Annotated in this window: 11 protein-coding genes and 1 tRNA gene; 4 read left to right on the top strand and 8 right to left on the bottom strand. The window is 36.7% G+C overall.

Translation table 11 applies throughout. From position 1 onward, the window contains the following. Positions 1-258: a hypothetical protein gene (locus tag phytr_RS00115; RefSeq protein WP_158706806.1), complete on the top strand. Its 258-nt coding sequence runs from the start codon at positions 1-3 to the stop codon at positions 256-258. 67 nt (positions 259-325) lie between these two features. Here phytr_RS00115 and phytr_RS00110 read toward each other — a convergent pair whose 3' ends face one another. The 4 genes from phytr_RS00110 to phytr_RS00095 all read right to left on the bottom strand — a co-directional run bounded on the left by phytr_RS00110 (position 326) and on the right by phytr_RS00095 (position 4737). Continuing rightward, a complete protein-coding gene (locus tag phytr_RS00110) occupies positions 326-1300 on the bottom strand; it encodes an NAD(P)H-dependent glycerol-3-phosphate dehydrogenase (RefSeq protein WP_106873865.1) in 975 nt (324 codons plus the stop codon). Then, positions 1301-2554, bottom strand: a complete 1254-nt coding sequence (mtaB, locus tag phytr_RS00105; RefSeq protein WP_106873864.1) for a tRNA (N(6)-L-threonylcarbamoyladenosine(37)-C(2))-methylthiotransferase MtaB — start codon at positions 2552-2554, stop codon at positions 1301-1303. Next, on the bottom strand, positions 2547-3347 hold the full coding sequence (gene dapF, locus phytr_RS00100; RefSeq protein ID WP_106873863.1) for a diaminopimelate epimerase: 801 nt from the start codon (positions 3345-3347) through the stop codon (positions 2547-2549). The genes mtaB and dapF overlap by 8 nt, the downstream gene beginning before the upstream one ends. A 139-nt stretch (positions 3348-3486) precedes the next feature. Next, positions 3487-4737, bottom strand: a complete 1251-nt coding sequence (locus phytr_RS00095; RefSeq protein WP_106873862.1) for an MFS transporter — start codon at positions 4735-4737, stop codon at positions 3487-3489. A gap of 156 nt (positions 4738-4893) precedes the next feature. Here phytr_RS00095 and phytr_RS00090 point away from each other — a divergent pair. Continuing rightward, a tRNA-Leu gene (locus phytr_RS00090) sits at positions 4894-4979 on the top strand. Between the two features lie 35 nt (positions 4980-5014). Then, positions 5015-6376 carry a magnesium transporter gene (mgtE, locus tag phytr_RS00085; RefSeq protein ID WP_106873861.1) on the top strand — a complete coding sequence of 454 codons (1362 nt, stop codon included), beginning with the start codon at positions 5015-5017 and terminating at the stop codon, positions 6374-6376. 74 nt (positions 6377-6450) lie between these two features. Here mgtE and phytr_RS00080 read toward each other — a convergent pair whose 3' ends face one another. The 3 genes from phytr_RS00080 to phytr_RS00070 form a co-directional block, all read right to left on the bottom strand. After that, positions 6451-6999, bottom strand: a complete 549-nt coding sequence (locus tag phytr_RS00080; RefSeq protein ID WP_106873860.1) for a TetR/AcrR family transcriptional regulator — start codon at positions 6997-6999, stop codon at positions 6451-6453. Positions 7000-7003: 4 nt separating this feature from the next. Further along, positions 7004-7369: a DsrE family protein gene (locus phytr_RS00075; protein WP_106873859.1), complete on the bottom strand. Its 366-nt coding sequence runs from the start codon at positions 7367-7369 to the stop codon at positions 7004-7006. Between the two features lie 175 nt (positions 7370-7544). After that, a complete protein-coding gene (locus phytr_RS00070) occupies positions 7545-7997 on the bottom strand; it encodes an Hsp20/alpha crystallin family protein (protein ID WP_106873858.1) in 453 nt (150 codons plus the stop codon). A 325-nt stretch (positions 7998-8322) separates the two neighbouring features. On the opposite strand from phytr_RS00070, the gene phytr_RS00065 reads away from it, so the two are divergent. Next, entirely contained in the window at positions 8323-9291 is a 969-nt protein-coding gene (locus tag phytr_RS00065) for a hypothetical protein (RefSeq protein ID WP_106873857.1), read from the top strand. 99 nt (positions 9292-9390) lie between these two features. Here phytr_RS00065 and phytr_RS00060 read toward each other — a convergent pair whose 3' ends face one another. Beyond that, entirely contained in the window at positions 9391-23271 is a 13881-nt protein-coding gene (locus phytr_RS00060) for an ankyrin repeat domain-containing protein (RefSeq protein WP_106873856.1), read from the bottom strand. Positions 23272-23430 lie beyond the last annotated feature (159 nt).

The following is a 23430-nucleotide window of genomic DNA, read 5'->3' as shown; positions in this document are numbered from 1 at the left end:
ATGAGGGTTATAGCTCCATCAATGATGGAAACCTCCCAAGGAAAATATATATTTTTTTCAAAGATTATTTATCATGAAGAATTGGGTAGGTTGTATAGCGAAGGTTTTGAAACGAAGGAGATTCCATATAAACCTGGAGATAATGGGTGTAAGATGGCAGAGGAAGTATTAATAGGCGATTTTGATTCTTACGATGATTCTTGGGAAACCCACTCTATGGGTGAAGATTATTTTTATCAAGGTGAAGAAGGTATGTAGTAATAAATTAGGCAATGTGAACTAGATGATCCAGTTTATTAATGGCTTTGTCTGAGTAATAAAAAATTTATACCTCTAAAACAACATGAGAAAAAGCTTTATCTATGAGGGACTTTAGTCTACCGAGCTCTTTACTTGCTGCTAAACTCAGACAATCAGCCGCTAAGTTTATTACTTGCAAATTCACGCCATTCTTCTTTGCAATTTTGCGTAAAGTCTCGATTGCAAGTTTGCCTTCAACAAGCTTATCATGTCCGGAATTAGGATTTTGTATCAGATTTAATCCAAAGCTCATATTACGAGATTTTTTGCTCAACGCAGTAAGCAATGTATCCCCTATAATACCTAATTCACTAGAATTTTGATTCGATCCTAAAGTCCTTGCAAAGAGCTTAATCTCAGAGATACCTTTGGCAAGTATCGCGCTTTTTGTATTCTCTCCATAACTAAGACCGGTTAGTATACCAGATAGTATAGCCAAGATATTTTTCATGATGCCTGATAACTGCAGCCCAATAACATCTGTTGACGGAACCACTATAAACTTATCACTTGATAGAATATCAGCAACCTTTTCAGCTAAAGCCTCATCTTCGGAAGCTAAATTAACAGCTGTAAGATTACCCGCAATAACTTCATCAGCAAAACTTGGTCCACTTAAAACCATAATTTGGTTTTTGAAATTTTGCTTAAAAGTCTCTGATAAAAACTGTTCTTTTACTGTATCTAATCCTTTGGTAGAAATAATTAAATTAACCTCTGGATTGAGATTAATTGACTGCAAATCTTTTATTACTTGGCGTATTGAGTAAGAAGGAGATGCAATTATGATATTTTGATATTGATTTAATTTTTCTAAGTCTAGTTCCGCTTTTATTGTGCTATCTAAAACAAAACCTTTGTTTGTGTTAGAGTGATTAATGGAATTAAAAGTGGCTGGATTTTTTGTGAACAGGGTGCAGCGACCAAATTTATTATTCATAGCTACAGCAAGAGCTGTTCCCCACACACCAGAACCCAAAATGCATACACTATCTTTCATTTACGCAACCTCAGCCAACATTAAATCTCCTTCCACTTTGGATAAATCCACCTCTAGCAATATATTTGACGGCTTTTCACTTGATAACTTAACTTTAATAAAATTATCTGTATGACCGATGCTTCCATCTTCTGTTAAAACTATAGCTTTGCTACCTACATGCTTATTTAGAAACTTTGACAGCTCTTTTTTTCCTTCATCACGCAAAATTTTTGCTCGCATTTTGCGTAAATTCTTTTCAACCTGAGGCATTCTAGCAGCAGGTGTGCCGGAGCGCTCTGAGTAAGGAAATATGTGCAAAAACTGCAGACCAGCCTCTGAGATTAGGTTTTTAGTGTTATTAAACATTTCATCTGTTTCTGTTGGAAATCCAGCAATAATATCAGCGCCGTACGATACATTACCTCTAATTTCTCTTAAACGATGACAAAAATCAACAACCTGTTCTCTAGTATGTCTTCTTTTCATACGCTTTAATATCATGTTATCACCGGCCTGGAGACTTATATGATAATGAGGCATTAATCTTGGCTCATATGCCATTAATTCAAACAATTCATCATCAATTTCTGCAACGTCAATAGAAGAGAGTCTGAGTCTTTTTAATTGTGGATTTAAATTTAATATTCTTTTGATCATTTGGGCTATAGTCGGAGTGCCAGGAAGATCAGAGCCATATTCCGTGATATCTACCCCAGTAAATACAACCTCTTGATAACCTTTAGCAATTAAATAGGCAATATTACTTGAGATTTGACCAATTGGAACGGAACGACTATTACCGCGCGCAAGAGGGATCATACAAAATGTACATCTATGATTACATCCGTTTTGAATTTGTAAAAATGCTCTTGTTTGCTCGTGATATGCGGTAATCATATGCTCTGCAGTATTACGAACTGACATGATGTCGTTGATTAGGATTTTTGGAGCATCAAGCCTGTAGCTTGCTGGATTTAATTTTTCTTCATTGCCTAAAACTTGATCTATCTCAGGCATATCTGTAAATTCTTCAGGTGAGTACTGAACAGCGCATCCTGTAACGATGATTTTGCTATCTGGGTTATTTTTTCTAGCTTTCCTTATGGCTTGTTTTGCTTGACGAGTAGCCTCGGCCGTTACTGCGCAAGTATTAAAAACTATTACATTTTTTAATTTTTCATTAGCAGCATTTTGCTTGATCACTTGACTTTCATATGTATTTAGCCTGCATCCGAAGGTAACAACTTCAACGTCGTTTGCAATTTTATCCATAATATGAACCCGTTGCAATTTTGTGAGCACTGCCTGACATAATGATATCTTGATTTAGAGATGACATAAATAAATTTCCAACATGAAACCTAATTATAACATCTTGATCAATAAATTTCAACTTTTTACCTGCAGCAAAGGTTGCGCATGCTCCGCTACCACACGCCATTGTAAAGCCAACACCCCGTTCCCAAACTTCTAAATCAATCTGATTTTCTATAAACTTTGCAAAATTGACATTTATACCGCCAATTTTTTCAAACATTTTTTGTAGTCTATCTCCTAACGAATGTTTATCTTGGTCGCTTAAGTTATTATAAAAAATAACAATATGAGGATTACCCAAATCAACACAAACTATTTCTTTCGGGTTTAAGCCATAAAGATAAGCGATATCTGTTACGGCACTTGTCTTAGGCATCCATTCAGCTTCAAATTGGGCCTCTCCCATATTAGCCTGAATTAAGCCGTTATCTAAAATTTTTACTTTCAGAACTTTATTCCCAACAATAATCTCCAAATCTCTTTCTTGATGCTGCTCAAAAATATGCAAACCTAAGCATCTTGTTGCATTGCCACACATTTTAGCACTAGAGCCATCAGCATTATATATCTCCATCGAGTAGCGTTTTGGGGAAAGAAAAGAATGTACTATCAACTGATCACAGCCAATTCCCGTCTTGCGATGGGCAATTTTCTGGATAAATTCTGCGTTAAAAGATATTGGTAAATCTTTCTTATCAATAAAGATAAAGTCATTACCAAGGCCATGCATTTTAATAAATGGTATCATAGGAGATGAATTCTTTTTGGCTCTTTTGTCGTCATAAGCACATGCTCAAATCCTCAAATACATTAAAGTATTCTCCGGTTTTCCGCCCGCTTATTCCTAAAAATACCTCAAAAATAATCATCTCGCAAGCAATGCTCTATTAACCATAAATATGATGCCAAAATTTTTGACGCATTACAAACAGTAAACAGAGGCTTATCGCACTTATAAAGGTTGATAACATAAAAAATGATGTCCATCCTAAGTGCATAACGAGAAATCCTGCTACCATAGGAAGAACAGAGCGAGAAATTCCCATAACGCTTGAAAATAAAGCCTGTTGAGTTGCCCTATATTCGCCTTTACAGATTGCTGTAATAAACGATATGTAAGCAGTCATAGCCATACCACCTGTAACGCCTTCAAAAACACTTGTAAATAAATAAAGAGTTAAGTTGTTATCTACGATTGATAACAAAATAAAAAACAAGTGCGCAATGCAGTGTATTAGACCAAAATACCATAACGCTTGTACTATATTAACCTTACGCATCAAATATCCTCCCAGTATCCCTCCAGACATAACTCCTACGCTTGAATAAAGCATTGAGCCAATTGAAATTTTTGCTTCAGTAAACCCAATATCAAGTAGAAATGGATTAATCATTACAGTAATGAAGTTATCGGGAATGCGGTATAAAATTAAAAAGAGAAAAATAATGGATATAAATAACGTTGAACCTATAGGTTTTAATATATCTTGTAATTTTATTTTTCTAGACTCACTCGTATTTTCGCGCGCTTGGCTAATGCGCCCTAAAAGCTTTGGTAAAACAAGTGCTATCAAGAAGATTAAAACAGCTGAGAGTTTATAAATATCTTGCCAAGTTATGTGAATCGAAGCATATATTCCGCCCGAACCTCCTATCAGCATACCCGTGCGATAGCCAAATATATATATTCCAGAGATTGCGCCCTGATCTTTTGGTTTTAGGATTTCACTGCGCAGAGCGTTTGCTAAACTGCTGTACGTAGAGCTTAATAAAGCGATAGTAAATGCAAGAACAGCGACCTCATTTAGGTTTTTATCAGGGCGAGAGCATCCTAAAACAAAAACGCATGCAGCAAGAATGATCTGAAGCACAAATATCCAAGCAAGTGTATGTCCCATCTTTTTTGTCAAATAGGGCAGATTGGACTTATCTATTAAGGGGGCCCATAAGAAGTTTATGCAATAAGGCAAATTGATAAGGGCAAACAGGCTTATTGTAGAATGGGCTATTTGTTCCTTTGCAAGCCAGAAGTTGAGCATACAGGTGCTTAAGACCAAAGAAAGGCCGCAGCTGATTGCTATCAGCAAAATTGCAACTTGTACTTTAAAATGAGCAAAATTTTTTATTTTAATAAACACAAAATTAGTATAGAATCACACAGGATACTAATTTAACAGATTTATTTGATGCTGCAAATGTTGCATATATGTTTTATATCAATTTTGCTTTGCTCGTGTGCTTCAAAAAGCCCTCTATACTTAGCAAATCAGAATTATCATATACAAAATCTGTAAGCGGTCGTGGCGAAAAGGTAGACGCGCAGCACTGAGGGTGCCGTTCCTTAACGGGAGTGGAAGTTCAAATCTTCTCGACCGCACCATGTCAATAGTTTAACTAAAAACTAAAAAAGATGTAATGGCACGTAAAAAGACCTTTAAACCTCTATACGTCGAAAATATCGATGAAATTATTGAGCAAATAAGCGCTCTTTTTGAAGAGGATAAAACCTCAGCCATTAAAACCTTAATAAAAAAACTACATCCAAGTGATTTTACATCCGTTCTAGACCACAGCTCGAACAAATTGCAAAAAGCCATTATTAGCATTACTCAGGACAGCTTTGATCCAGAGAGTATTGTCTGGATGGGAGAAAGCGCTAAAAACGTATTACTTGAAGTTTTAGGATATGAAACACTTGCAAATCTTATCGAAACATTAGATTTAGAAGATTGTATTGAGGTTCTTGACGACTACGATGAACATGTGATTCGTAGCTTAATCGAACATTTTTCAGATAACAAAAAAGCTCTTGTCACTGAAGGTTTAACTTATCCTCACGATACGGTTGGCCGTATTATGGAGACTAATTTCCTAGTCTTTGCCGAACATTGGACAGTGGACCAAAGTATTGCTGCCCTAAAAAGACATAAGATGGATCAAGACCCGCATGCGGCAATTATTGTTGATAAGCAATATAGACCTATTTCTACTATTTCGCTACATAGACTATTTTTTTATAGCGGCGATACTCTTATAAGTAGTTTGTTTAACAAAGGGTTAAAAATTGTACGCGCATATGAAGAAATCAACGAGCTAGTATACTTCTTTAAACAGTATGCTCTTGCAATCGTACCAGTTGTGAATGAAGGGGGTAAGCTTGTAGGTAGCGTATCTATAGAAAATATGCTTTATATTATTGAAGAGAGCACAGAAACCGATATGATGGGATTAGCCGGTGTGCGTCAAGATACTTTTAGCACTATTTTTGAGACCACTAAAAGCAGATTTTTATGGCTTTTTATGAACTTAGTAATAGCCTTTATCAGCGCTATAGTGATATCTAAATTTAGTAATACAATTTCTAAAGTTATTGCAACAGCCTCTATTATGCAAATTGTAACATCGATGGGAGGTAATGCTGGATCACAGGCCATGACCGTAACAGTAAGAGCATTATCAAAAAAGGATATTAATAAATCAAACATAACAAGGATTATTATAAAAGAAATAACAGCTAGTTGTCTCAATGCCATGCTTCTTGGGGGGATTGGATCTTTAGTAATTTTTGTCACTTATGGAGATTCAGTTCTAAGTCTGATATTTGCTGCTTCGGTATTATTAAATTTTATAGTTGCGGGACTCTTTGGCACATTGATCCCAATCATATTAGATAGTATGGATTTGGACCCAGCTACTGCTTCAAGCGTATTTCTCACTGCTCTAACAGATAATTTTGGCTTTTTTACGTTTTTGGGGCTTTGTTATTTATTGTTATGAAGTATATTTTAATGTATTGCTTTTTTTGACAATACTCACACAGATGCTCTAAATATCTCACCAAAAAAATTTAGTTAGTGATCTAACAAATCAAATTTAGATTTTAAACTTTTTATCAAGTTTAAAAATAATTTATTTTCTTCTGTAGCTCTACATAATATCAAACTTCCTTGTATTAATGTGATAACTTCTACAGCCTTTTGCTCAGCTTCTTGCTTATTAAGACCGCGTTCTGTAAATACTAAATAGAATGTATTGATTAATTTATTCAAAAGATTTTTAGATGCTGTTTGTATTTTTGGATTTGCATTAGCAATTGTTGTAACGTCAAGTAAGCAATTACGTTTGCCAAATTGATAAAAATCAGATAAAGCATCCAGCAATTTATAATATTTTACCTTAGGAGCAGCGTCGTTGCTTATTATTTCATTAAATTGCGCTGATAATATTTCATCTACGTATAATATAATTTCTAGAGCTATTTGACTTTTGCCTTCAGGAAAAAAATGATAGATACTAGATTTTTTTAATTTTGTTGCATTCGCTATGCAAGAGATACTCATTTCTGAGTATCCCTTGTTGCAAATTACCGGTATAAGTAGTTCTATTATTTTTCTCTTCATATACTTAGAATGAAACCATATGATAACCTTCCAGCATATATTTTGCAAGGCTTGTTGCCCCTCCTACGTTAGGAATGTGAAATTCTTCTAGTAACGGAAGTGTTGTCACATTGGCTTTAAAAATATCTGCGCAAGCTTTTGATGCTCCTTTTACTTTTTGTTTTACATTCATATATAAAGCATGACCAGGATGTGATGCATCCTCTAAAAGATTTACCCAAAGAGTTCCCGTTCCTTGAAAAAAGATTTGAAATTCCTTACCTTGTTGATTCAAATCATTAGCTAATACTAAAGCATTAAGTACTCTACCTAAAGATTCTTCTTGATTATGGTTTGGGTTTGATAAAATTACGATTCCATATTTATTCATAATATCTTGCTTGTTTTAATTATTAAAATTGTACCGAACGATCGGTACAATTGTTATTTAAACATATATCCCATAAGTTGTCAAGTGAAAATTTTTTTAACGCTTAAAAGTATGTTTATGAATTATAGTTAAAAAGTCTTATAGAAAGTATTATTATGATAAAACAGCACCATTCCTAGTGCACAGGAATGGTTTTAACTGTATCCTTTTTTTCCTCAGGTTTTCTAACTTTGATGACAAGTACGCCGTCAGAAAACGAAGCATCCACCTTATCTGGATTTATGTCAAAACCCAAGTTAATACTTCTTTGAAACTTACCGTACGAAATTTCATAAAGATGAAAAGTAGATTCTTCTTGACGATTTTCATCTTTTTTCTCCCCAGTAATTATAATGCGATCTTTGAGTGTATCTATTTTGATATCGTTTTTATTCACGGCCGGTAATTCTGCCTGAATCACTATTTCGTTTTTAGTTTCAGCAACATTAACTGAAGGAAATTGTCGCATTGGCGTCATTCCATGAATAATTGGCACGTCCGCAAAAAAGTCCTCAAACATACTATTCAAGCGATTTTGAATATTGGATAAAGAAAGCTTATCTTTCTTAGGTGTTAGATTTCTTATCATACAAATACCATGTATTTTTAGTTACACTAAAATGCAAACCTGCACATTTTTATTATAGTATATCTACATATAAGTTTCAATGCCAATCATTCTGACATATTAATTACTAGCAGTAAATAACTATCGAATATCTTGAAAATAATGGGGATGTTATAAAAAGGTACTTACGAGCTACTATGAATAAAAAGCGAAAAGGCTCTTTAGTTTTTAGATTATGTTGTAAAAAAGTAGCGAGATTGATCTACAGCAATTCAAAGGTTATTTAATTTACATGACTCATCTATTTTTAGCTTAAGATAATGATTAAACATATTATAATCATATTATGAGCGATAATAATTACTCTCAAGCTAAAATCCAAATCATCACTGATGAAGCCGAAGCTAAAACTCAAGTTACTACACAAGTAGTTGAATATTTAAGAAGTCCAGAAGCTCGAGCAAATTTCACAGCCGGGCATCTAGAAAAAGCGATTGAAGCCGTAGAAAACTCCAATGATATAGCAGGGCTAAATGGTGTAGTACAAGATTTTGTCGACGTACTTGGTCCCAAAAGCATTAAAGCTTTAGAAAATAATCCCAAAAAAATAAAAGAACTTGCTAATAGCGCTGCCAGGGCTATTATCTCTCAAGTTAAACCAAACGAACAAGGTTTAAAATACAATAAACAACAACACGAAGCAGCTTTATTGAATTTTAAGAAATTAGATAAAAGTAAATTTGATCTTGATAGCATAGGATTGGGAACAGAAATAACAGATATGTTAATACAAAATGCAGATACTTTACAAGCAAGCAGAAAGTTAAAGCCACACTTGGTGGGAACAATTTTAGCGACTCAGCTTGTGGAGCATGACGAAGTTGAAGGCAAAAAAGAAGTAATTGTAGCCTTAGCGGCGGGTATGATAGCAAAAGTTACAGGTCAACAAACCCCTTTTAAAGAGGATTTATCAAAAAAAGGAGTTCCACCATACCAAGTGATCAATGCAATTGTATCAGCAGCCGTAGATATAGCAAATAAACCAGAATACTCTAATCTTGGACCTGAACAAGCCATGATGTTTGGCAAACAACTAGGTAAAAACACGAGAGATGAACTGTATCAAAATAAAATGTCTAATTCTGACAGTTTAGCAAAAATACTAACATCAAAACACCGCGACAGCTACAAGGCATCAATAGTGCCTCCTACAATAATCCAACAACTAGCGTCCTCTTTGAGACCTTTGAAACGTTCTAGAACCATTAGCACTCCCAGACCTAATACAAGGCAAAAGACTGGCCCAAGTCTTTGATAAAACAGGAATAAATTTATAAAAATGGCGATAAACCTTAGTTGGAGTATGATCTATAGCCTCTATACTTTTAGACTAAACTATTGCGTATAAAACTTTTTACCCTATGAATGCTCCCCCTTTATGGTGTTTGTTATTAGGTTGATTACCTCTAGGAGTGGTATTGCTGTGAACTGTCGGTGATCCCAAAGATTGTTGTCTTTCAAGACTACGTTTCATTTCTGCCCCTAATGTTTTTGATAGCTCCTCTCTAATTGCAATATTTTTTGAAACATTTAATTGTTTCGCTATATTACTACCAGCTCTACCACCATGTCGCAGATTTGTATAACAAGAAAATGCTACGGCGTTACCTTCAATGTCGTGATCATAATTTTCAAATAAGTCTTGCGCTTCTTGAATTGCACCTTTGTTTGTAGAATCTTGTTCTAGTATTTCTCTTATTGGCGTAAAACCATTTATGTGATTTACTGCATCTGCCCATGTATCCGTAACCCCTTGGTTTGCTCCTGGAGATGATTTTTGATAAGGATTTCCTTCAGGATTCATAAGGCCTTGTGGTAAAGAAAATACCGCTTCAGGCCCCTCTAAACCTTGTTGTTGCATTTTGTCGCTTCTTGGGACTGTTAAAGTTTTTATTTGATTGTCCACTTCGTTTAATTCTTTATGTGCCTGGTCATAAACTTTGTTGGAGTTATCACTCTCTGCCCACGCTTGCGTTAAAGGAATCTTACTCCACAAGGTAGTATTTTTTACCTTATTTACAGTTGCTTCTTCTAATTTTCCTTCTAACGTTTTCCGTTCTTGTTTTAGTCCAGATAATTTAGCCGCTTCGTCAGCAACTTTTGCCAAACCAGATAAATCTTCTGGTCTAGGTGTTGTGTTTTGCTGATTTTTTGGAACTTCTCCCCAAACAGTTACAGCGCTTTGTATAGGCTCTTTATCGCCGTCTTTCTCGAGAGCCGAAGATGTATTTTTTCCATCAGACAGATTAGGGTCTTTAGGTTTGGGTCCACCCGCTAAATTACCTGTCATTTCACTTAAACGTTCATTTACGCTTTGAGTTTCGTTTCTTGCTGGGAGGTGCAGATCTGTAGTAGATGCTGAATTAGCAACTTTAGCATGTTCTGGGGCAGCCGCAGCTTTATCAGAGGCTTCTTTTGCCAGTTGGTCCAAAGATTTCTTAACCCATGGGTCAGCTGATCGGTTTGAATTGGACTGAATGCTTGGTAATGGTTGTAAATCAGCCTTTGACAATTGTCCCCGTCCTTCAGAATGTTGAGTTGTAGAAGGTTGTGCTTCTGTGCTTAAAGCTTTATTATTTGTTTCGTCTAGAGGGAATGATTGCCCTACTCCCGAACCATACACTGGCCTTTGTTTTTCTTGTTTTCCGGCTGCAGAATTTCCATAAGTTACAGTAACTGGATTAGTAGTTGGCTCAGTTTGTTTATTAACTGAAATATCATTTGACTGTACCCTTATTTCACTTACTTTCCTTAAATCTGTCGTTGTTGGTTGAGGTACAGATGGTGATTCTAGAGTTGTCGGTTGTACAGGCGTTGATGGAGTAGAAGTCTCTACTAATTTCTCACCTCGGTTAACATTATCAGATCCAGTTTTAGTAGTTTGACTTGGTGTATCACTGACTGTTGGCGGGGCTGGGCTAATAACTGCAGGTTGTGATGGACCTGTAGGGACTGCTTGAGGTAGAGGTGAAGAATCTCTTACAGCTGTTGGTGCCTGTGTAGATATTGGAGGTTTAGGAGGCATAGTTGAAGCTTGGCGAGGTCTTGACTCTTCAACACTTTGTGGAACTGGAACAGGATGGGGAGGAGGAACTGGAACAGGATGGGGAGGAGGAACTGGAACAGGATGGGGAGGAGGAACTGGAACAGGATGGGGGGGAGGAACCTGAACCACTTGAGGTGGTATGGTCGGAGCATTTGAGATAGGGGCTAATCTTACTCTATTCTTAGCTCCACTATAGCCTTTTCTATATACTGTGTTAAGTTTGCTTTGATCTTCTTTCGTTGGTCTTTCTGTTATTTGTTGCAATACACTCCGAAACTGTTCTGTGGCTACTTCTTCTCTTTGTGACTGAGGTAGATCTGCAGTTCTTGTTACAGGTTCAGGCGAAGATACTGGAGTTTGGTTTTGTATAGGTTGAGTTTGAGTGTTGATATCTAAGTTTTGTTCTAGGGTTTTTGTTAAGGAGGTTGTCTCCATATTTTTAGAAAATTCCTCTAATTCTTGATTCTTGCTGGTAGTAGTCTTTATAGATTCTTCTACAGATCGCACGAATCCCCCCAAAGCTTTTTTCCTTTCTTCGTCTTTTAAGTTTACGTCTTTTTCTATTTTTTCTAACTCTTTAAACGAAACTAGACCTTCTCTCTTTTGTATTTCATTAAGTTGACTATAGGCCTTACTTGCTTTATCAGGATCGGCGCCTTCTAGTGCCTCAATTTTTAGTTCGATTTCATTCACTTTATTAGAAAATTGTTTATTAGCATCATCTTGTTTTTTGAGAAGTTCATTAGCTTGATTAAACAATGTTGTTAATTCCTCCTTCATTGGTTCAGGCTTCGGAGGCTCTGATCTTTTTATTTCCAGAGGTGGTAGCGGTGTTAGAGAAATATTTTGTTCAACAGGGTTAGGAGCGCTTTGTTCCTTAGTATTTGTGGGTAATGGATGTAAAGGCAAAGAGTTAGTATCCGGTTCTGCCGCTCTTGCGACCAGAGGAGCTGATGGGGGTACATCAGATTCTTTAACTACTTCCGGTGCTGTAGTTTTGACTTTTAGTTTTGGTAATTTTTGTATACTTTGATTAATGTCCGTCAAATTATTATTAATACCTTTTAGGTCATTTCTTAAACTACCTGGTATGCTTAAGATATCGTTAGTTTTAATATATCGTTTAGAATCTGGTGAATTTAAAGTTTCTCTTGTTTTTTCTATTTTTTCCTCAAGTTTGTTAACTTCTTTATTTAATATTTCTCCTATGTTATCACCTGTCAAAGATGTTCCTTGTAACCTGTTCTTGAGCTCCTTAGGCATAAGTGTTGAATTTATAGCTAATTCTTCTAAATCCTTTTGACTTATATCTTGTATTTTTGTCCTTAGTCTACTAACTTCTTGTTGTATGTCATCAATACTTTTTTGTGCTTGAGCATATTGCTCAGTCGTTGCTAATTTTGGCCTTTCAACCTGAATTGCTTTTTCTAATTCTGCATTTTGTTTATCTATATTTGTAGTGACACTATTTAGCAATCCTATTTCTTGCCCATTTTTAGCGGCTACCTCATTAGACAACTTGTTTAAACTTTCCTGCTGATTTTCTTTATCTTCTCTAAATTTTGCTAACCTTTCTTCAAATTCTTTATAATCTTTTTCTAATCTATCTAATGTATCTTTGCCTAGTTTTTGAAGCGATTCTTCCGTTGGAAGATTTGGAGCACCTAGTTTTCTAGCTTCTACGAAGTTTTCCATAAGTCCTGTTTTTTTTGCTCCAGCTGAGCTTGTTGCATCACGCATCTTCCTCAGATCACCTTCTATTTTTTCTATGAGTTTGTCAGCTTCGCTTTGTTTTGGCGTGATCGGTTCTGCTGTTTCGGTTAGAGGAGTAGTAACTTCAGGTTTTACATATTTAGAACTATCAATTACATTAAGGCCCCCGATAGAAACTGTGGCTTTTGTTGGAGCTGGTGGTGCTATTTCTGGTGTTTGGCTTGGAGTTGATGATCCAACGTTTATTGTAAGTGCGTTACTCATATCGGTGTTTGTTGGTACTAAGCTATCAGTTTTTTGAGTTGTATCATCTCCTCTTCTTAAATCAGGAGCTGTAGTCCTAATTTCAGGTGTCTGAATCTCTGCCATTGCTTGGGTAGTGTTCGATGTAGTCCCTACATCTGCACTTGAAGATACAGAGGTTTGTTCTACTTTAAGGCTAGTGCTTCCAGACCTTGCTACAGTTACACCCTTGAGAGAATTTTCTCCAAAGGCTTCTACGTTATTTGATAGCGTGAGATTTTCGCGTTGTTGTAAAAATGACGATTTTCCAATATTTTGCGAAGTTGCTTCATTTTGTAATGGAGATTCTTCTAACGGAGTTTGAGAGGATAATTCTGGTTTAGGTTTCTGAGCCTCTGTCTCTTGTTTTACTATCTGCTCAGGTGCATCGGCTTTTTGTTCTGCAGATGGAGATTGTTTAAATATTTCATTATTTAGAGTTATAGCATGTTCATCTCTTACTGTCTGAATGGATTGATTTGTCTCTTTTGCCTCTTTTATAATACTTTTCAATTTCTCCTCCGTGGGTTTTCCATATTTATCACCATATACCTCAGAATCTAGACCTTGCGCTAAATTTTCAAGCCGTTTATTAAGTTCATCATACCTCTTAGTGACCTTAGTGACTTTATTTTGAGCCTCTTTAATGTCTATTCTGATTACTCCATCCCCTGGTCTATCAACTTTTTCTTGCTTGTCTCTTGCATCAAGAGTATCCATCATGCCCGTAAATCTTGAATTGATATCTTGTATGGCTTGACCAATATTTTGTACTGCCCTCCTAGCTTCTTCTAGGGTCTTTAAAATTTCTTCATCTTTTTGTTGTACAACTGGTGCTTGAGAAGCTAATGCTACACTCTCTCGTTGATCTTGCTGGATTTCTTCTAAAATACGAGCCATTGGAGGTAAGGGAGTGGTTATAGCTTTTTCTGGTTGTGGTGGCGGCGTGATTGCTTGAACAGTTTCAAGTTGAGCATCAAGGCCCATCTTTTTAGAAGATGCTATTGAATCTTTTAGTTTATTTATGTCATCTTCGTTAATTTTTAAAGGAGATTCCAAAGCTTTCCTTTCATCTTGGCTGGGCATAGGAGAAAGTTTGTTTTGAACTCTTTTTAGCTCATTCCTTAATTCTTGTAATCTATCTTCTACTTCTGTATTACGATTTTCAAACTCATTAGAGATTTTTGCATAATCTTGTTTAGCAGGATGATCTTCTCTTAAAGGCTTTACGGTGTTTTTCAATTCTTCAAGACTTTCTCCCACTTCTCCAAGACTATTTAGATAAGACTTACCTTCAGATATTCTTGATTCAAGAGCCTTAATGTATTGCCCCCTATCCATTTCTGCTATTCTAGCTGCTTCTTGTTTTTGAGCTTTTTGAACTTGATTATACTCCCGTAAGGTATTGTTTACTTCTAAATTAGTTTGTTTGATTGAATCAGAAAATTTATTAATTACTTCTATGGCAGTCCCAACATCTCTTATTGGATTTGTATATTTTGGCCTCTCTTCAGTTTTTGGTATGACTTCCCCAGGTTTTTCCATTCTCACCATTTCTTCATCCAGCTGATTTAGCCTATCCTGAATCTCATTACGATCACCCTGTATGTTTCTAAAATTGTTGCTATGTTCTTGGTATTTATCTTGACTATCCTTGGCTTTGTCCTTAAAGCCTTCGACTTCTTCGAGTTTTTTGAGCTTACTCGCATCCTCTTTTAACTTTTCAAGAGCCTTAGAGGTTTGTTCAATAGCTGGATTAATAGTATCTAAATATGTTTGAGATTCATTCTTGCGAGTTTGAATTGCGACAAGATAATCTGCTTTTCCTTTTTCTTCTCTAGCAACTTCTCTACCCTTCATTCCACGATATGCAGATTGTATAGTAGTTGCTGCATTTCTTTTTTCAATTGACCTTTTTAATTGATCTTGCTGTTGCTTTAATCCTTGTTGAATTTTAGCTAACCTTGCTGCAGTTTTCCTTAACCTCTCAAGTTCTTTTTTATCCAAAGTTTTTTGTCCAGCTTCATTAGATTTTTGTATAGAATCAGAGAGAGTGTTAATTAATTTTAAATCTTCCTCGGAACTTCTCACGGGGGCTCCAAATTGTCTACGCTCTTGCTCATCTGGTACAGTAGCATCTGATTGATTAACTCTTTTGATTTCTTCTTCGAGAACAGCTAGACCATTTGCAACCTCTTGACGAAAATTTTGTACTTCATTGAATTTTTCTTGATGTTTTGGTAAGTCTCGTTGAATAGGATGATTAGATTTAAGTTGGGTAGTTTTTTCCGTTAAATCTTCTAGACCTTTTTGTAAATTTTCAACAGCTGGACTTATATCTTTTAAATACTCTCGAGCCTCATCACGTCGATTTTCAAGAGTTGCTATATAATTTTCTTTTGCTTTTTTATCCTCTTCAATCTGCTGATTATTTGATACAGCAACTGCTTGAGGTTCTTGAGGTATTGTCTGAGCTTGAGATGGAGGTGCGGCAAAATTTGCTACTTTTTCCTTAGCGATTTTTTTACTTACGTTTTGGGTAGCAGAGCTAATTGCTGTGGCTACAACATTTGTTGCAAGCCCAGCAGCAGCAGCCATAGCCGCAGCTCCTTCTTTAGAAGTACGTTCTATGGCATTATCTTCTGCAATCTTTGCTGCTTGATTTTCTTTTTTGTCAGCGGAGGTATTTTGTACTGATTGTTGAGTTGTTACAGATTTTGCTTGCTCAGAATTAGAGAGATCTACCGCCTTATCTTGATCTATTTCTTGTGAAGGTTTTATATCAGGCGATAGAGATGAATCAACTATGCCCCCCTCTTCTGCTTGTCTTCCTGAAGGAGGTGGTGGCTTGATATCCTCTGCCTTAGTCCTACGAGCGGGATCGTTAGACTTATTGAGGTCTATTTCTTGCGAAGGTTTTATATCAGGCGATAGAGATGAATCAACTGTGGCCCCCTCTTCTGCTTGTCTTCCTGAAGGAGGTGGTGGCTTGATATCCTCTGCATTAGTCCTACGAGCGGGATCGTTAGACTTATTGAGGTCTATTTCTTGCGAAGGTTTTATATCAGGCGATAGAGATGAATCAACTGTGGCCCCCTCTTCTGCTTGTCTTCCTGAAGGAGGTGGTGGCTTGATATCCTCTGCATTAGTCCTACGAGCGGGATCGTTAGACTTATTGAGGTCTATTTCTTGCGAAGGTTTTATATCAGGCGATAGAGATGAATCAACTGTGGCCCCTTCTTCAGCCTGTCTTCGTGAAGGAGGTGGTGGCGTGATATCCTCTGCCTTAGTCCTACGAGCAGGGTCGTCTTCTATGGCTAATAGTGGTTGTGGCGGTATCTGTATTGTTGGCGGTTGTGGTTGCTTAGCTGCTATTTCTTCTAATTTCATTTTAGCTGCTAAATCTTGCATCCTACTTTCATCTGAGGTGCGTCTACCATCTATGATTCCTCTTAAGGCTCTTTCTTCAAGAACTCTCCTTTGCTCTTCTCCTGCGGATTGACTAATATCTTGTTTGGAAGCGTCTTCTCTGTCTTTAGCTATTAAGGTTGGAGCGATACTTTCAAATTTTCTAATAGCACTATCAACTTTCTCTACAGCACCCGCTCTTCTTTCTTCTTGTGGACCTTCTATGTCTTTAGCTGCTTTTTTAATCCAGCTTGAACGTAATCTGTCAATTTCTTTACCTTCAAGTATCGCCTTGATTACTTCCATCTCTAATCCACTAACCTGTCCCAAGCTACCTTGTTCAATGAATTTTTTGGTACTTTGAGTTGGAACTATAGCTTGTTCTGAAGGTCCTGATTGTGGGGGCGTTTCTACTTTAGGATCTTCAGTTTCAATTTTAGGCTGCTCTTTAGCTCTGGGAGTCTCATTTTGTATGGTAGCGTCATAATCTTGGCTTAATACCTGAAATTCTTTTTTTATCTCTCCGATATCGTTTTGAAAGTTTTGAAAACTTTCTTTTAAATCTTTTGCATTTTCAGTTCCATAATTCTGGGGGTTGTTAATTCTATCCTCTAAACCTGCTAGGCGAGTTTTAAATATATCATATTGCGTATCTGCTTTTATCATCTTAAGCTCATCTTCTTTGACTGGAGTATAAGCCTTTTCATCTTCTTTTCTTTGTTGAGGCGATGCTTCTTGATTAAGTTTATCATCAAAAATATCTAAAACACTTTGACGCTTCTTTTTTAGATTGGTAATGTCTCGTTCCATTGATCCTAATGATTGCTCTGCTTCTTTTAGCAGTTTTGCTATATCTTCAGGTGATTGAATTGTTTGAGGTTTCGATGCAATCTCCTTTTCAGCTGTGTCAAACATTTTTGCAGCTGCATTGAGTGCTGCATCTTGGCCCTCTTTTTGTGCAACAGCTTTTTCGGCTTTGTCAAACATTTTGGCGGCAGCACTAAGTGCAGTACCCTCTATATCTTCTAACGTGCGTTGTGGCTTTGTAGGAGATGGTTGTGGTCTGTATATCTCTTGCTGCTTTTGGCGATTTGGACCAATGTTTACCCCATCTAATGCTAATGCGGGCTGAGATTTTTCAATTTTATCACCAGCAAGACCTTGTGAGCGATTTTGACTTATTTCTGCCTGCAGAGCTCTATAATCACCACATGTCATTCCAAAATAAACTTTTTTACCATCTCTAATGGCATATAACGGCTCATCATCTTTGCCTTTATCAAAGATTTGCTCAAAGCGACCTGTAATTTCACATCCTACTTTTTTTCCTCCTTCAAACTTTACGTTCAAACGAGGTACGTCTGGTGCATCAGGAACCATTTCATTACCATCATACCTTACGGCAAATGACATGCTAACCTCACCCTTATATTCCATGGTATCAGGAATTTCAAGACGCCTACATACCCCTCCATCTTTGTATTTGACAAGGCTTGCAGTAATTCTATCTTCTTTCTGACCATCAACAGTAAATCTAAATTCTTGTTTTCCTGGTCCAATATCTCTCCATTTAATTTCTTGAGGAGCTTGACCAATGGCGTGTATAAACTCTTTACCCGTTTGCAAGAATTGTTGAACAGCTTGTGTGTGTTCTTGTGGTGAATGCTTTGGATCAGTAGGTTTGTCGATTTGATTTAGCTCAGTAACAGGTTGTCTAATCTCTTTGTCTATTTCAACTGAAGCTTGTTGGGTAAGTTCTGGTTTAGGCTCTTGTATTGCTTTTGATATATCTCCAATATCAGGATTGAAGTAAGTTTGTACTAAGTGAAGCTTTTGTTCTAATTCTTTCCTATTATTATCATTGATATAATTCTCTTGTGCTTGTGTGTTATACGCAAAATCCATACATCTAGCTAAGCCTTCGTTATTTTCTAAAGCTCTATTTATGCTTTGCTGATTGGGCATCGTTCTTTGATCTAAAGACTCAAGAGCAATTGTGCCTAGTACTTCTGGTAAATCTGGGTGAATAGTAGATTGATCTACTAAATTCGATAATACAACTGGATTTTGTTCTAATCTACGTCTTAATCCTGGACTATGTCTTAAGGAGCTTACAAAATCTCCCAGAGCTTTTTCGTCTACTTCATTGCCTTCCACTAAACTACGCATCACGAGCTCGTTTGCCATTACAAGTTTTGTTTTATTATCAACAGCACTAGGTTTAATCTGTGCAAATTCTGCATCTGGCATCTTATGATCTGCTAATTTTTTTAAGACTCTTTCAGGTAAGTAGTCTCTCATAGTATCTATAGCTCCAAAATCATATAATAGCCCGAGGGTTTTAATTAATTTCTTTTGCTCCGTTGATTCTTTACTTTCATTAATGAATTTCATTCGAGACTTAGAAGCTGTTGACTCTTTATAAGAGTTGATTGCGACGTCTGCAGGAGTATGTCCTTCTACATTTATACCCTCTAAAAGTCGCGCTCTGTTTATGGGAGTAACGGAGGATAATAAATTTTCGGCGCCTCGAAGATTTCCTTCTTGGATCATAATGTGAAGAAGACTGTTTCCTTTGTCATCCCTAGCATGTATTTCATTACCGAGCCCCCTAGCTGCCTGACGTAACTCTTCCGCATCATTTGTCCGAGCAAATTCATGAGCTAATGGTCTTTCTGCTACTTTATTTTGCTTATTTAACTCTTCGTAGTATGTTTGAATTTTTGAAGTTGTAACTTCATTATCTCTTCCAGGAGTTCTTATATCGCTTAGGATATCTTCGCGCATCTCAAAAGTGCTTTTTTGCTCAAAAGATTTAGGAGTTGATCTAATGTTTATAGGGTTAGGCAGATCGGTTACATTCATACCTTTGGATTTTCTCTTACCCAATACGTTAAAAATTGGCGGCCGTTTATCCACGGTTGGCTGAGGAGTATTTTGAGATGTCTGCTCAGGTGTATTTGTTTGAGCTGGTCCATCTGAAGATTGTGCGTTAGGTTGTGTTCTTTGTCCTTCTATTTGTAGCTCTTGAGGGGTTTTACCCGATCTATCTTGAGTTGGATCAATTTGTCGTTCTTTTGGTTTAAGAGCCTGTGATATTTTTTCACTATTTTGCTTAATATAATTTTTAGCTATATCAATCTTTTCTTCTAAACCTTTACGTTCCGTATATTCTGCCTTCACAGCATCTACAAACTGCATACATTTGGCTAAAGCTGGGTTGTTTTCTAAAGCTCTAGTTATATTTTGTTCACCTGAATTCGTCCTTTGATCTAAAGACTCAATAGCAATCCTACCTAACACTTTCGTTAAATTTGGATGATCTAATGGTTGATTAATCGCTATGTCAGCCAAATTAGATAATGCAGTTGGGTTTCTTTCTAGAGCAAGCCTTAATCCTGGACTATGATCTAAGGATTTCTCAAAATCTGCCATAGCTTCTTTAGCAACAGTGGAGGAGCCTTTGTTTAATGCATCTATAACACGATCATTTTGTATTACGAGTGCATCTTTAGACTGAACGTAGCTGGGCTTAATCTCGTCAAATTCACGATCTGACATCTTGTGATTTACTAAATTTTTGAAGACTTCTGGTGGTAGTCCAGGTTGCAGTGTATCAATAGCGCCAGCCCTAGATAGAACTTCAAGGGCTTTTGTTAAACCCTTTTTATACCTTGTTGGCGAAGTATAAGTAGAGTAAGAAGGAGGCATATAAGTTAAATTATGTTCATCATAAATTGGTTTCCATTCCTTCTCATTAATATAATCATCTACTGAATTTATCAACAATTCAGCTGCTAAGTCAAAAAAGGGGGAATTTTCTGCGTGGGCACCAATAACTGTGGTTGTAGCATTTCTTCCTCTATTATTCTTTTGTTCTAAAAGTACAGCTTGATCTACAGCATTCATTGATCCTCGTAGCAAATTTTCTATTCCTACCATATTGCCCTTTTCGGCCATCTGGTGCAGTATATTATTTCCTTCTTTATCGGTAGCAGTTATATAATTACCTAATGCTCTGGATATGCGATCCCACTCTTCAGGGCTTTCTGTATTCTTGAATTCAAAAGCTAAAGGCTTTGTTTCTATTTTATTTTCATCACGCATCTTTTCGTAATACAGCTGAGTCTTTAACCTAATAGCTTCAATATCTTTTTGAGAATTATTCTCTTTTAGATCTCTAATGATTTCTTGACGCATTTGAGGAATCGTTTTTTCTTCAAAAGGTTTATCTACTCTTGTAGATTTTGTTATGTTAAACATATTAGCTATGTTCATTCCGCTATTACCAAATACGTTTACACTTTTCGTTGATTTATCAGCTTGTTTGGTAGCATCTTTTGTTGTATCTTGAGGCGCTGTTATTTGTGGAGATGGTTGTGTTACGTCTCTTGGCAAAGCTTGTGATTTTTGCTTTGATTTGCTAGTAACATTTTTGATCTGGTTGTTTTGAGCTAATTCTTCGGGCATTTTGTCATCTTTTTCTCTAACAGTCATGCCTGGACTTTTTGTAGCTAAATATTTCACGATAGCTTTATTTTTCAACCGATTAGCTACATCTAATGGAGTCGCTCCAAGTTCATTTTTAGCATTAACCTCAGCACCTTTTTTCACTAAATATTCAACTAAAGTTTTATTTTCTGACTGAACAGCCTCATGTAAAGGAGTTGACCCGATGTTGTTTGTAGCTTTAATATCAGCCCCTTGGTTAATCAAATATTTAACAATATCTTTATTTCCTAAAACAGCGGCTCGATGTAGAGGAGTTGATCCAAAAGTATCCTTAACATTAACATTAGCACCTTGCTCAATAAGAGCTTTTACATCCTTCGCATCCCCTGTTAGAACGGCTCGATGTAAGGGGGCATTACCTAGGTTATCTAATGTGTCAATATCGAGATCTTGTGGACCAGATGAACCAGGAACTATACTTATAGGCTTCGAATTGTGATTTTCCAGAGCGAAATTTTGTGGAGTGTTTGTAGATGAGGTTCTTTCAGAACCTGTTGGACTAACATCCTCTGCATCTCCAAACTCGTCTACTTTTTTGCTGCTAGTATTTGCTACTACGTTTTGGTTTTGATGGATATTAGTAGTGTCATTTGATTCTGGTGGGATGTCATCAAGAGTTATAGAGCCAGAATCAACGGAACCTCTTTCTTCTCCTTCGAAAGACTTTTTGCCTAAGTTTATTTTACCCGAGCTTCTTGTAACATTTTGCCATTCTCCTTGAACATTTCCCAATGTCTGTTGCTCTTGTGTTGTACCTTTAGGTGTGGTTTCTGGAGTAAGAGTAGCTGCTGATGGTGGTGGTGTTGAGCCTGGTACTGAAGTACCTTGTATTTCAGAGGCGTTAGGGGATGACGAGCTAACTTCTGCCCTTAATACAGTTGCTTCTTTGTTTGCAATAGGAGAGAGCGAATCTGCTTGTTGTGGAGGTGGCGGAGGTGGTAAGTCATCAACATTAGGACTCGTCTGGATTGGTGTGTTAGGATCAATATTTTTAGGAGGTGGAGAAGTATATGTTTGTCCTGTACTTCCTAAAGTTATAGAATTAGATTGTGCGGTTTGAGGGGGCTGATTATTTTTGGCATCTTCCAGCAATTTTTTAATCTCTGGATTATTGGAGGTATAGGATAGAGGGGTTTGCCCTATGTTATTTTTCAAATTGACATCAGCACCCCCCTGAAGTAACGTTTTAACTACGTCAACATCTTTAGATCTACGAAAAAAAGATAAGTGCGTATCACCAACAGCTAAGTGCAAAGGAGCGCTTCCGTCCTTGTCTACAGCATTAATCTTTGCGCCTTCTTGTCCAACTAAATACTGCACAGTATCTGGACCTCCTAGTTCAGCTGCGAGATGTAAGGGAATCCTTTTGTTATTGTCTACAGCATTAATATCTGCACCTTGTCCGACTAAGTACTCCGCAATATCTTTCTGCATGCATGTAGCAGCATAATGTAAAGGAGTGCGTCCTGCTTTGTCTAAGGCATTAATGCTCGTACTTTGTTGTCCAACCAAATACTGCACAGTATCTAGATCGCCACGTTCAGCTGCGAGATGTAAGGGAATCCTTTTGTTATTGTCTACAGCATTAATATTTGCACCTTGTCCGACTAAGTAATCCGCAATATCTTTCTGTGCGTGTGTAGCAGCATAATGTAAAGGAGTCTTGCCATTCTTGTCTGGAGTATCAATCTTTGCTTCGTACTCAATTAGATACTGTACAATACTTTGACTTCCATTTTCAATAGCATAATGTAAAGGAGTTTTCCCCCCCTTGTCTGCAACCTCAATATTTGCGCCTCTCTCAATTAAAGACTGGATAGTGCCTAGATTTCCATCTTCAGCAGCATAATGCAAAGGAGTCTTTCCAAGCTCGTCTTGAGTATCAATCTTTGCTTCGTGCTCAATTAGATACTGTACAATACTTTGACTTCCATTTTGAACGGCATAATGTAAAGGTGTAGCTCCTATTCCATCCTGAATATTAACACTTGCCCCTCTCTCAATTAAATACCTCACCATATCTTCCTTTTCGGCATTAGTATCCGCTGAATTCTTTACTTTTTTACGTTGAAATCTAGCAACCTCATGTAAGGCTGTTGGCGTTAGAGCATTCCCCCGCCACTTAGCATTAATATCTACACCTTCTTCAAGTAATCTCTCTACCTCATCTTTGTCTCCATGGCGAACGCAAATAACTAACTCTTGGACTTTTGGTCCGGTGGTTATCTTTTGTTGTGTTGGGTTTTGATTTTTTTGATCATCGTTTTGAGCCATATAATAACCCTTTGGATTTTAATTTAGATCAATTATAAATTAAAAACCGATTTAGGGTTTAAGAAAGCAGTGTTTATACCTATAATAATTCAAAGAAGTGCTTATGTTACCATAGGTAACTATTATGTTAAGAGTAGAGGGATTCACCTGGTAATGAGT

This window comes from Candidatus Phycorickettsia trachydisci (genome assembly GCF_003015145.1).
In the GTDB taxonomy this organism is placed as follows: domain Bacteria; phylum Pseudomonadota; class Alphaproteobacteria; order Rickettsiales; family Rickettsiaceae; genus Phycorickettsia; species Phycorickettsia trachydisci.
The sequence above is the reverse complement of the archived record's forward strand: the minus strand, read 5'-3'. Positions and strand labels throughout refer to the sequence as shown.